Source organism: uncultured Tenacibaculum sp., from assembly GCF_947495995.1.
In the GTDB taxonomy this organism is placed as follows: Bacteria; Bacteroidota; Bacteroidia; order Flavobacteriales; family Flavobacteriaceae; genus Polaribacter.
Window position 1 is genome coordinate 364810 of sequence record NZ_CANMAX010000003.1, and the last position, 12493, is coordinate 377302.

At 33.7% G+C, this 12493-nt stretch carries 9 protein-coding genes; 8 read left to right on the forward strand and 1 reads right to left on the reverse strand.

The annotated features are described in order from the left end of the window. The first annotated feature begins 66 nt into the window (after positions 1-66). The 4 genes from Q1A15_RS10835 to Q1A15_RS10850 are packed head-to-tail and all read left to right on the forward strand — an operon-like array spanning position 67 to position 5310. Positions 67-1896, forward strand: a complete 1830-nt coding sequence (locus Q1A15_RS10835; protein WP_299623187.1) for a fatty acid desaturase — start codon at positions 67-69, stop codon at positions 1894-1896. Between the two features lie 3 nt (positions 1897-1899). Further along, a complete protein-coding gene (locus tag Q1A15_RS10840) occupies positions 1900-3492 on the forward strand; it encodes a GMC oxidoreductase (protein WP_299623190.1) in 1593 nt (530 codons plus the stop codon). Positions 3493-3498: 6 nt separating this feature from the next. After that, positions 3499-4707: an NADH:flavin oxidoreductase/NADH oxidase family protein gene (locus Q1A15_RS10845; RefSeq protein WP_299623193.1), complete on the forward strand. Its 1209-nt coding sequence runs from the start codon at positions 3499-3501 to the stop codon at positions 4705-4707. A gap of 3 nt (positions 4708-4710) precedes the next feature. Continuing rightward, complete coding sequence (locus tag Q1A15_RS10850) at positions 4711-5310, forward strand: TetR/AcrR family transcriptional regulator (RefSeq protein WP_299623195.1); 600 nt, start codon at positions 4711-4713, stop codon at positions 5308-5310. Between the two features lie 50 nt (positions 5311-5360). On the opposite strand, the gene Q1A15_RS10855 is transcribed toward Q1A15_RS10850, so the two are convergent. Further along, positions 5361-5723: an SPOR domain-containing protein gene (locus Q1A15_RS10855; protein ID WP_299623198.1), complete on the reverse strand. Its 363-nt coding sequence runs from the start codon at positions 5721-5723 to the stop codon at positions 5361-5363. Between the two features lie 216 nt (positions 5724-5939). Between Q1A15_RS10855 and Q1A15_RS10860 the strand changes: the two genes are divergently transcribed. The 4 genes from Q1A15_RS10860 (at position 5940) to Q1A15_RS10875 (ending at position 12484) form a co-directional block, all read left to right on the forward strand. Continuing rightward, positions 5940-7238, forward strand: a complete 1299-nt coding sequence (locus tag Q1A15_RS10860) for a cytochrome c3 family protein (protein WP_299623201.1) — start codon at positions 5940-5942, stop codon at positions 7236-7238. A gap of 68 nt (positions 7239-7306) precedes the next feature. Then, complete coding sequence (locus Q1A15_RS10865; protein ID WP_299623204.1) at positions 7307-10543, forward strand: TAT-variant-translocated molybdopterin oxidoreductase; 3237 nt, start codon at positions 7307-7309, stop codon at positions 10541-10543. Between the two features lie 23 nt (positions 10544-10566). Further along, complete coding sequence (gene nrfD / locus Q1A15_RS10870; protein ID WP_299623207.1) at positions 10567-11967, forward strand: NrfD/PsrC family molybdoenzyme membrane anchor subunit; 1401 nt, start codon at positions 10567-10569, stop codon at positions 11965-11967. Further along, entirely contained in the window at positions 11957-12484 is a 528-nt protein-coding gene (locus Q1A15_RS10875; protein WP_299623211.1) for a DUF3341 domain-containing protein, read from the forward strand. Before nrfD ends, Q1A15_RS10875 begins: the two co-directional genes overlap by 11 nt. The last annotated feature ends 9 nt before the right edge of the window (positions 12485-12493 follow it).

Here is a 12493-nt window from a genome sequence, read left to right on the forward strand (position 1 = left end):
GTTGATTATTAAGATAATTTGATTCTATTAAAAAATCAAACTATATTTGATAAAATAGTTTGATTTATGATTTCAACTTCCAAAGCTAAAATTGCATATCCTACAGTATTCCTTTTTTTAGGATTATTACTAGCATACGCCTTATTGTATTATTTATTTAGCGCTAGTATGCTAAATGAAGTTATAGTAATTCTAATTGGAGCTTTTCTGGCTTATAGCATGTTTACAGTGGTTCATGAATCTAGTCATGGAAATATTTCTAGAGGTAATGCAAAATTTTTCACTTTAGAAAAAAGGATAGGCTGGGTTTCCGCTAGTTTTCTTTTTTTTCCATTCAGTGCTTTTAAGGTAATTCATCTTAAACATCATGCACACACTAATGATTCGGAAGAAGATCCGGATGGTTATGTTAGAGGAAAAAACTTTATGATAGTTTTCTTTAGATGTCTGACTTTAATAGGCCATTATTACACGACTTCTTTAGGAGCTGAGAGTAGAAAGAATGAAGCTATGAGAAAAACTAGAAATCAAACTCTGACTTTTATTTTGTTCATTTCAACTATCATTATTGCAATGGTTGTATTCAAATTTTGGTACGAATTTATAATCGTATTCTTATTGCCGGCTTTAGTTGCTGCACCAATTTTAGGTTTTACTTTCGATTGGCTTCCTCATTATCCACATCATAATATGGATAAACATCATAACACAAGAATTGTAACAATACCTGGTTTAGAGTTTTTATCATTTTTCCAGAGTTATCATTTAATTCATCATTTGTATCCTCGTGTTCCTTTTTACTTATACAAGAAAAAATATCAATTAGTAGAGCAAGAGTTAAGAAATGAAAAATCTCCAATTGAAGGATTTGGAGTTAATGAATTAAAAGTTCTAAAGCCAAGAAATACATACGCAGATATCATACAAGATAAAACTTGGAAATACTCCTTAGAAGTAGCTCAAGTGCGAAAATTAACGCATGATAGTGCAGAGATTCAGTTTGAAAATTTAAATGATATTCCATACAAATTTGAAGCAGGACAATATGTGGTGATTTCAATGTTAGTTGACGGAGAGAAAGTAAGTCGATGTTATTCGATTTGTTCTAATCCAAATTCTGGAATACTAAAAGTTGGAGTTAAACGAGTTTCTGGAGGGAAGTTATCAAATAGGATATTAGATCATTTATCGGAAGGTAAATATGTAAATGTTGCGGGTCCGTTTGGAACTTTTAAATTCAAAGATGAAACAGATGTAGAGCATCATGTTTTTATTGCTGGCGGAAGTGGAATAACACCAATTATTTCAATGCTTCAAAAAATACTTCAAGATGAAATAACTAATGTGAGTTTGATTTATGGATGTAAATCAGAAAAAGATGTAATGTTTCATAAAGAATTAATTGATCTTCAAAACAAGTACCCTAATCAATTTTCATTGAAGATTACTTATGATTTGTTAACTCATACGTATCAAACAGAATTATTGAGTCATTTTGAAAAAGCAAATTATTATATCTGTGGACCAACTCCAATGATGGAAGCATCAAAAGAGGTTTTGTCTAAAAAAGGAGTTGCTTCTGATCATATTATTATTGAAGAATTCTCATATCAAGAAGTTAAACCTTTTGGTAATTTATATAATGTTTCCATAAACAATAAGAACTTTTCTGTTTACCAGTCTGAAACAATTTTAGAAGGAGCAAAAAGAAATAAAGTTGCAATTCCTTATGCCTGTAGTATGGGACAATGTGGAACTTGCAAGTGTGAATTAGAAAAAGGAAAAGTAGTTTGGAAAACAGATGAACAATCTGTGTTGTTAGAAAACGAAAAGAAAGAAGGTTTCATATTAACGTGTATGTGTAAACCTAAATCTGATATTAAACTCAACTCATAACATATGACGAAAGATAAATACGATTACGTAATCATTGGAAGTGGTTTTGGCGGTTCGGTGAGTGCCTTACGATTAGCTCAAAAAGGATATTCTGTTTTGGTAATCGAAAAAGGAAAATGGTTAAAGCCTAAAGATTTTCCGAAAACAAACTGGAATCTAAAAAAATGGCTTTGGGAACCTCGATTAAGATTGTTTGGCTTTTTTAAAATGACATATTTAAATCATGTAAGTATACTTTCTGGAGTTGGAGTTGGAGGTGGTTCTTTAACTTACGCAAATACATTGCCTATTCCTAAAAAGGAGTTTTTTACTTCTGGAAGTTGGAACGGACTTAAAGATTGGGAAACCGAACTTGCTCCACATTATAAAGAAGCATATCGAATGCTAGGGGCAGAAGAGAATCCTTATTTCGGACCAGCTGATCATTTGATTAAAGATTTGTCGAAAGACTTAGATAGAGAAGAACATTTTTCAACGACTAAAGTTGCAGTTCATTTTGGTAAACCTGGAGAAAAAGTAAAAGATCCATATTTTAATGGTGAAGGTCCAGATCGAGCTGCGTGTAATTATTGCGGTGCTTGTATGACGGGTTGTAGATTCAATGCTAAAAATACATTGGATAAAAACTATCTCTATTTTGCTCAGAAGCTAGGCGTAGAAATTATAGCGGAACATGAAGTGTTAGATGTGTTGCCTAAAAATAATGTGAATGGAAAGTCTGGATATGAGATTCATTTCAAAAAAAGTACATCAACATTTTCTAAAACAAAGAAAGTTGAAGCAAACGGAGTAGTGTTTTCAGGTGGAGTTTTAGGAACTGTACCATTACTTTTAAAATTGAAACAAAAGAAATCATTACCTAATTTATCCGAAATGGTTGGTGGAAATATTAGAACAAATAATGAATCGTTATTGTTACTAACATCAACAGAGAAGAAATCAAAAGATTATTCAAAAGGAATAGCAATAGGTTCTATTCTACATATCGATAAAAATAGTCATCTTGAACCTGTTCGTTATGGAAAAGGTTCTGGGTTTTTTAGAACACTAACAATTCCTTCAGTGCAACATAAATATGCAATAGTTCGAATTTTAGGAGTTTTTGGTGTGTTATTTAAATCACCTGTTCAGTTATTTCAAACAATATTCACAAAAGCTTATAGCAAACGAACAACAGTATTGCTATTTATGCAGACTTTAGATAGCACATTACGATTGAAGTTAGGAAAAGTAACACAGTTGAAAACTGAAAAAGAATCTAACGAAGCACCAAGTGGTTTTATTCCTGAAGCATCTAAACTGGCAAAAATATTAGGTCAAAAAGTAAAAGCGATTCCATTTTCGAATTTTGCAGATGTATTATTAGGAACTCCAACTACAGCTCATATTTTGGGTGGAGCAGTAATGGGAGAAACTAAAGAAGAAGGAGTTATTGATAAAAACAATAAAGTCTTTGGTTACGAGAATATGTTTGTATGTGATGGATCGATGATTTCTGCAAACCCTGGAGTAAATCCTTCGTTATCGATTACAGCAATTTCAGAACTAGCCATGTCTAAAATTCCAAATAAAATTGAAACTCAAATAACAAAATAAATAGTATTGAAAGCAAAACCAATTTTAGAAGAGTTTGAACTTCCTTGTGGAGTTACGATTAAAAATAGAATTGCGAAAGCAGCAATGACTGAGCGTTTAGCAAATAAGAAACAGCATGCGACCAAACCAATAGTTGATTTATATAAGCATTGGTCTTCTAATGGAACAGGTTTATTAATTTCAGGAAATATTCTAGTAGATAAACATTACAAAGAAGCTTCAGCAAATATTGTTTTAGAAGATGAAAGTGGTATTGCAGCTTTACAAGAAGTAACAAAAGTTGCAACGCAAAATGACACACAGTTTTGGGCTCAAATTAATCATGCAGGTCGTCAATCGTCTATCTTTTCAACGTTTAAACCGATAGCTCCATCAGCAATTCAGCTTAAAAAATTAATGCTGTTTGCTAAACCTAAAGCGATGTCTTTAGATGAGATTAAAGATGTTGAAAATCGTTTTGTAACCACTGCTGTTTTAGCAAAAAAAGCAGGTTTTACAGGAGTCCAAATTCATGCCGCTCATGGATATTTACTAAGTCAGTTTTTATCTCCAAAAACAAATAAAAGACAAGACAATTATGGCGGTATTATTGAAAACAGAGCCAGGTTACTTTTCGATATTGTTAACCGAATTCGTAAGGTTTTAGGCAATGATTTTCCAATATCTGTTAAGTTAAATAGTGCCGATTTTCAACGAGGTGGATTTAACGAAGAAGATGCAATGTTTGTGATTAAACATTTAGAAAAATTAAAGATAGATTTACTTGAAATTTCAGGTGGAACGTATGAAAATATTGTTTTTTTAACAGAACGATACGAACGTGAATCAACACGTAAAAGAGAAGCTTATTTTCTAGATTTTGCAAAAAAGATAAAAGCAGAAACCTCACTGCCTATAATGGTTACAGGTGGTTTTCGATCTCAACAGTTTTGTGATGAAGTTTTAGAAAATAATGAATTAGAAATGATAGGATTTGCGCGTCCGTTTATAACAGATCAAAACTTCCCAAAAACGTTTTTAGAAGATGAAAGTTATAGGGTAAGTGATGCTACTTTTGATTTTAAAATTAAGAAAATGAAAGATTTTGCAGAAGCTGGTTTCTACGATTATCAAATTCATCAATTGGCGAAAGGAAAACCATTAAAGCCAAAGTATAATCCCTATCTTGCTGTGCTTAGATTAACAATAAACGAATTGAGAAAAGGCTGGTTTTAATTTATGGGAAGAAAGGCATTAGACAGAGAGCGAAAACAGTTATCTAAAAAAGCGGAAGCTTGGGTTAAAGAATTGTTCTATAAAGTTCAATACGAGAAGTTAGATAAATTAACTTTAGACGAACTAGCAGTATTAGTACAAAAAAGTAAAAGTACAATTTATACCTATTTTAAAACCAAAGAAGAGATTTACGCAACAATGGTAGGTATGGTTTTGCAAGACTTAGAAGAAGTAGTTTTTGATGAGCTAGAAGATGGTGCTGATGTAATTAATATTTACGAAACTATATTGTTAAAAATCAGTGATAGCATAGAAGGTATTTCAATTCATTTTCTAGATGAAATTCAAACCAATTTTCCTCAGATTTGGAATGAAATCAAACAAGTAACAGATCGCGTATTATCTACATTTTCTTTGATTTACAAGCGTGGTATGAAAACTGGTGTTTTTGCTGACTTTAATATAAATTTATTGCTAGCGATGGACAATACTTTTATCATGAATATTATGACAGATCACGATAGTTTTAAAGACGAAGATTTGAGTTTGAAAGATATTGTAAATCAGTATTTAAAACTCAGAATAAATGCTTTAACAAAATAAAAAAGGTTCAAACATTGTTTGAACCTTTTTTTGTAAGTATGTTTAATTTTCTAGTAAGGAATAACAATTGCTCCTGAAAATTTCTCTTTTATTTTATTTAAGGCTCTGTCAGCTTCCAATTTTGTGTTAAAACGACCAACTCTAACTTTCCATTCAGGTAATTCATAACTCATCTTTGGTTTTCCATATTCAGAAAACTTCAAAATGAAGTTTTGTCTAACGTTTTTTGCACGTTGTTCAGTACCATTATACAACTGAATTCTGTAACCGCTTCCGTTCTTTTTATTGTACTTTCTTTTTTTAGCTAAAAGTGAATTAATGTTTTGATCACTAGTGTAATTAGATTGTGCATAACTCATGCAAAATCCTAAAAATAAAAACAATATAAATGCTAAATTTTTACCCTTTATCATATTTCGTTTATAGTTTCAACAAAAGTAACGACTTGTGATCGAATAGATTGCTAGAAATATTTATTTAGAATCGATATAAATTACAAATTAGGAATCTCTTAACATTTCACATTTTATAGAGAAGTAGTAATTTTGTCGGAGTTTAAGCACCCGGTAATTTTTTACCACAAGTGTAAACGTTATACAAAATAGATACGAAATATATATTTTTATAGTATGAAAAGTGTGAATTATCACAGTAAACTTAGTCGAGTACTACTTAACAGCCTTACTTTCTTATTCATTTTTTTAGTAAGTATTTCTGCAAATGCTCAAGATGTCGATATGGATCGACAAAAAGCGGGTAGAAAATTATTTAATGCCAATTGTGCTTCTTGTCACAAATTGGATAAAAACATGACAGGTCCAATGCTTGGTGGTGTTGAATCTAGAAGAGAGAATGCTTGGTTAAAGAAATGGATACGTAACAATGCAGCATTAAGAGCTTCTGGTGATGCAGATGCAAATGCATTGTATGAAGAGTGGAACCAGGCAAACATGACTGCTTTTCCACAGTTATCTGATGAGCAAATCGATAATATTTTATACTACACAACAGTAGGTGAAATCAAACCAGTTGTTACAGGTGGTCCTAATGGTGGTGGTGATGTTGTAGTTGCTGGTCCTCCAAAATGGGTGTTATGGATTTTAGCTGCGGCTATTATCGTTGCTTTCCTAATTATTGCTAGTTTACTTAAAACTGTAAGTGAATTAAAAGGTGCGCCTAAGACTCCAGGTTTAATGGGACAAGCTGCTGAGTTGTGGGAAGGAATTAAGAAGAATACATTCTTACATGTGTTATTCGTAATCTTCGGAGCATTAATTACAGCATATGTGTTATTTGGTACTTTATTTAAAGTTGGTGTAGATCAAGGTTATCAACCGGTACAACCAATTTTATTCTCGCATAAAATTCACGCAGGAGATAATAAAATAGAATGTCAATACTGTCACTCTGCTGCCAAGCATAGTAAGCACTCTGGTATTCCTTCTTTAAATGTTTGTATGAACTGTCATAAAAACATCGCTGAAGTAGCTGAAGGTACTAAAGTAGTTTTAGAAGATGGAGGAAGAGTTGTTGGTAAGGCAGAATTAGATAAAGAGATCGCTAAGATTTACGATCACGTAGGTTGGGATCCTGAAAAATTAGAATATACTGGTGAGCAAAAGCCTATCGATTGGGTTAGAATTCACAATTTACCAGATTTTGCATATTTTAACCACTCACAACACGTAACAGTTGCTGGTGTTAAATGTCAAAAATGTCACGGTCCAGTAGAAGAAATGGAAGAGTTATATCAGTATTCTCCATTAACTATGGGATGGTGTATCGATTGTCACAAGGAAACAAATGTTGACTTGAAGGGTAATGAATACTATGCTAAGATCCATGCGGAGTTAGCTAAGAAGTATGGTGTAGATAAAGTTACCATCGCTCAGTTAGGTGGTAAAGAATGTGGTAAGTGTCATTACTAAAATTAATTAATTAAGAATTCTATAATTGAGAGTGTAAAAGCTCTCAATCATTTAATAAAAACAAATAAATGGCTTCAAACAAAAAATACTGGCAAAGTGTTGAAGAACTTAAAGAAAGTTCAGTTGTTGAAACGTTACGTGGTAAAGAGTTTGTGCAAGAACTTCCTACAGATGAGTTTTTAGGAGATCAAGAAACTCTTGAAAATACTTCAACGTCTCGTAGAGATTTCTTGAAATATGTAGGTTTCACAACAGCAGCAGCTTCTTTAGCAGCATGTGAAGGTCCAGTTAGACAATCGATTCCTTATGTAGTTCAACCTAATGACATTATTGTTGGTGTAGCAGATTGGTACGCGACAACGATTTCTGATGGTTTCGATTTTGCCAACGTATTAGTTAAAACTCGTGAAGGACGTCCAATCCAAATCATGCCTAACAAAGAGGCAGGAGGAACTACTACAGCGAGAGTTCAAGCATCTGTATTATCATTATACGATGAGAAATTAAGAGTTAAAGAACCTAGAAAAGGTGAAACTCAAGTTTCTTGGGAAGATGCAGATAAAGAAATTATGGCTAAGTTAGAAAGTTTAAAAGCTTCTAACGGATTAGTATATTTAATGACAGGAACTTTAGCGAGTCCTTCAACTGAGAAAATTATCTCAGATTTTATCGCTAAGTATCCTAATGTAAAACACGTTGTATACGATGCAGTTTCAGAAAGTGCAACTGCTGATGCTTTTGAAGCAATGTATGGAAAGCGCGCTTTACCAAACTACGATTTAAGTAAAGCAGAAGTAATTGCTTCTTTCGGTGCAGATTTTTTAGGAGACTGGCAAGGAGGATACGAAAAGTCGTATATAGAAGGAAGACAAGTTGATACTGGTAAAATGTCTTACCATGTTCAAATAGAGAGTAACATGTCTTTAGCAGGAGCGAATGCTGATAAGCGTTTAGTAGCTAAGCCATCTGCTCAAATGCATGCTTTAGTAACTTTATATAATGCAATTACTGGAGGAAGCTTACCAACTCAAGCTACACCAATTGATGCAGAAATTAAAAAGTTAGCTAAAGAATTAAAGAAAGCAGGAAAGAAAGCTGTTGTTCTTGCAGGTATCAATGATGTAAATGCACAAACGATTGCTTTAGCTATCAATAAAGCTTTAGGAAGTGTAGTTATAGATACTGAATCTGTGAATTTATTACGTCAAGGTAGTGATGCAAAAGTTGCTACTTTAGTAAAAGATATTACTTCAGGTAAAGCAAAAGGTTTAATTACTTATAATGTAAATCCAGCATATTCAATCGCTGGTTTTGGAGATGCTGTTAAGAAATTAGGTTTCTCTGTTGCATTATCTACTCAAAATGATGAAACTGCTGTAACTACTCAATATACTTTACCAGCACCTCATAACTTAGAAAGTTGGGGAGATGTAATGGCTACTGAAGGAAAGTACAGTTTAATGCAGCCTACAATTGCTCCTTTATTTAAATCACGTCAAGTACAAGATGTATTATTGAAGTGGAGTGGAGCAACAAAAAATTATTATGATACATTAAAAGAATTCTGGAGTACAAACGTACTTAATGGAGCTTCTTGGAATCAAGCATTACATGATGGTTTCTTTAAGGCACCAGCACCAGTAGTTGAAGCTGTTGAAACGACAGAAGAAACAACTTCTGAAGAAGGTGCAGAAGAATTTAGCGGAGTAGCTTTAGGAGTTTCTGTTTTAGAAGCTGGAAAAGCGATTGCTAAAGTTCAAGGTTCAGAATTCGAATTAAACTTATATACATCTGTAGCATTAGGTGATGGTAATCAAGCAAACAATCCATGGTTGCAAGAATTCCCTGATCCAATCACACGTGCTTCCTGGGATAACTATTTAACAGTTTCTCCAACAGATGCTAAAACTTTAGGTTTTGATAATCCAGTTAAAGATAACGGAGCAATTGATGGAAACTTTGCTGAAATTACTTTAGATGGTCAAACATTAAAGGTTCCAGTTATCATCCAGCCTGGTCAAGCACAAGGTTCTATTGGTTTAGCTTTAGGGTATGGTAGAACTCAGAACTTAAAAGAAGAAATGCAAGTTGGGGTAAATGCTTACCCATTATATAAAGATAGAAAAAACGTTCAGTTAGGTGTTACTGTTAAGAATGTAGGAGGTTGGCATAAGTTTGCTTGCTTACAAGTTCAAAGTACTTTAGCTGGTCGTCACGATATCTTAAGAGAAGCATCTTTAAAAGATGTAAACGATACTTCTTTAAATCCAAAACATACTTGGAACAAGCCTTTCATGGTATCTTATGATCACCAAGAAACTGAAGGAAGTAAAATTGACTTATGGGATGATCATGATAGAAGTTTAGGTCACCACTTTAACTTATCTATTGATTTATCTTCATGTACAGGATGTGGAGCTTGTGTTGTAGCTTGTCATGCAGAAAACAACGTTCCAGTTGTTGGTAAAGATGAAGTTCGTGTAGGTAGAGATATGCACTGGTTACGTATCGATCGTTATTATTCTTCAAAAGTTCAAGGAGATATGACTATCGATGAATTCAAGGCAGAGTTTAAATCTAAGTTAGTTGAGAAGTATACTGCTCTTGGAAACAATCCAGAAGAGGCTAAGAAAAATGCTGAAACTGAATTCCATAAATTCGCAGATCAAGAGTTAGAAAGAAGATATGCTACTGAAGCTTTAGGATTAAGTAAAGGTAAATTATTTGATGCTTTAGAGAATCCTGCAGATAATCCTCAGGTTACTTTCCAACCAATGATGTGTCAGCACTGTAATCACGCACCTTGTGAAACAGTATGTCCGGTAGCTGCAACTTCTCACGGTCGTCAAGGTCAAAATCAAATGGCTTATAACCGTTGTGTAGGTACTCGTTATTGTGCAAACAACTGTCCTTACCGTGTACGTCGTTTCAACTGGTTTAACTATTCAAACAATGAAGAGTTTGACTTTAACATGAATAACGAATACGGAAAAATGGTATTAAACCCAGATGTGGTTGTTCGTTCTCGTGGAGTTATGGAGAAATGTTCTATGTGTATCCAAATGACTCAAGCGACTATATTAAAAGCGAAGAGAGAAGGAAGAGCAGTGAAGAAGGATGAATTCCAAACTGCATGTTCTCAAGCTTGTTCTACAGGAGCTATGACTTTCGGAGATTTAAATAACTCTGAAGATACAGTGAGCAAATTAAAAGAAGATAAGAGAGCTTTCTACGTGTTAGATTACATTGGTACAAAACCAAACGTAGTTTACCAAGTAAAAGTTAGAAATACAAACGAAGCTTAATAATTAATATAAGTAAATAGATTATGTCGGGTCATTACGAATCGTCTTATAGAGAACCTTTAATATTAGGAGATAAAAGCTATCACGATATTACAGAGGATATAGCAAGACCAATTGAAGGTAAAGCCAACAAAAATTGGTACATCGCATTCTACATTTCTTTAGCAGCAATGTTATGGGGATTTGGATGTATTTTCTACACAGTAGGAACAGGTATTGGAGTATGGGGGCTTAGCAAAAACATTGGTTGGGCTTGGGATATCACCAACTTCGTATGGTGGGTAGGTATCGGTCACGCGGGTACATTAATCTCTGCTGTACTTTTATTATTCCGTCAGAAATGGAGAATGGCAATTAACCGTTCTGCAGAGGCAATGACAATCTTTGCCGTATTCCAAGCGGGACTTTTCCCAATTATTCACATGGGGCGTCCTTGGAACGGTTACTGGGTATTACCTATCCCTAACCAATTCGGTTCATTATGGGTAAACTTTAACTCACCACTTTTATGGGACGTATTTGCGATCTCTACATATTTATCGGTATCATTAGTATTCTGGTGGACTGGTTTATTACCTGATTTCGCTACTATACGTGATAGAGCTGTAAAGCCTTTCCAAAAGAAAATTTACGCTCTATTATCTTTCGGATGGTCTGGTAGAGCAAAAGATTGGCAACGTTTTGAAGAAGTATCTTTAGTATTAGCTGGTTTAGCTACTCCTTTAGTACTTTCTGTACACACGATTGTATCTTTTGACTTCGCAACTTCTGTTAACCCAGGATGGCACTCGACAATTTTCCCTCCTTACTTCGTTGCTGGGGCGATCTTCTCAGGATTCGCAATGGTACAGACTTTATTAGGAGTGATGCGTAAGGTAACAAACTTAGAAGCTTACATTACTCGTTTACATATCGAGTATATGAATATCGTAATTATTTTAACAGGAGGTATCGTAGCTGTAGCTTATGCAACTGAATTCTTCATTGCTTGGTATACAGGATCACCTTATGAGAATTACACATATTTATCATTTGGAGCAGAAGCTGGAGCTTATGGTTGGGCATTCTGGTCATTAATGATTTTCAATATCATTATTCCACAAATTTTATGGATTAAGAAATTAAGGAGAAGTTTTGTTGTTTCTTTCTTAGTTTCTATTGCAATTAACATTGGTATGTGGTTCGAGCGTTTTGATATTATCGCAATTGTATTAAGTAAAGGTCAGTTACCATCTACATGGTGGCGTTTTGAACCAACGTTTGTTGATGTTGGTATATTCATTGGAACTATCGGATTCTTCTTTGTATTATTCTTATTGTATGCAAGAACATTTCCAGTAATTCCAACGGCTGAGGTTAAAACAATATTAAAGTCATCTGGAGAGAACTACAAAAAATTAAGAGAGGAGAACAATGAGCACTAATAAAGTAATTCACGCATTATACAATGATGATGATATCTTAATGGATGCCGTTAAGAAAGTAAAAGGAGAGCATCATCATATTGAGGAGGTTTACACACCTTTCCCAGTTCACGGTTTAGATAAAGCATTAGGGTTAGCTCCTACTCGTTTAGCGATTACAGCATTTTTATATGGTATTACAGGAACATCTGTTGCTGCATGGTTAACATGGTATACTATGATTGCTGATTGGCCACAAGATATTGGTGGTAAGCCAAGTTTTTCTTGGGCAGAAAACATGCCAGCATTCGTGCCAATTTTATTCGAATTAACTGTGTTCTTCGCAGCTCACTTAATGGTAATTACATTTTACATGCGTAGTAGAATTTGGCCATTTAAAGAAGCTGAAAATCCAGATCCAAGAACAACTGATGATCATTTCTTAATGGAAATTCCAGTTCATAATAACGAAGAAGAATTAACAGCATTATTAGAGTCTACAGGTGCTGTAGAAATTAAAGTTGTAGATAAGCATTAATATTAGATT

Coding starts and splice junctions, on each gene's coding strand:
- Q1A15_RS10835 (WP_299623187.1), top strand. CDS start 67: ATGATTTCAACTTCCAAAGCTAAAATTGCATATCCTACAGTATTCCTT.
- Q1A15_RS10840 (WP_299623190.1), top strand. CDS start 1,900: ATGACGAAAGATAAATACGATTACGTAATCATTGGAAGTGGTTTTGGC.
- Q1A15_RS10850 (WP_299623195.1), top strand. CDS start 4,711: ATGGGAAGAAAGGCATTAGACAGAGAGCGAAAACAGTTATCTAAAAAA.
- Q1A15_RS10855 (WP_299623198.1), bottom strand. CDS start 5,723: ATGATAAAGGGTAAAAATTTAGCATTTATATTGTTTTTATTTTTAGGA.
- Q1A15_RS10860 (WP_299623201.1), top strand. CDS start 5,940: ATGAAAAGTGTGAATTATCACAGTAAACTTAGTCGAGTACTACTTAAC.
- Q1A15_RS10865 (WP_299623204.1), top strand. CDS start 7,307: ATGGCTTCAAACAAAAAATACTGGCAAAGTGTTGAAGAACTTAAAGAA.
- nrfD (WP_299623207.1), top strand. CDS start 10,567: ATGTCGGGTCATTACGAATCGTCTTATAGAGAACCTTTAATATTAGGA.
- Q1A15_RS10875 (WP_299623211.1), top strand. CDS start 11,957: ATGAGCACTAATAAAGTAATTCACGCATTATACAATGATGATGATATC.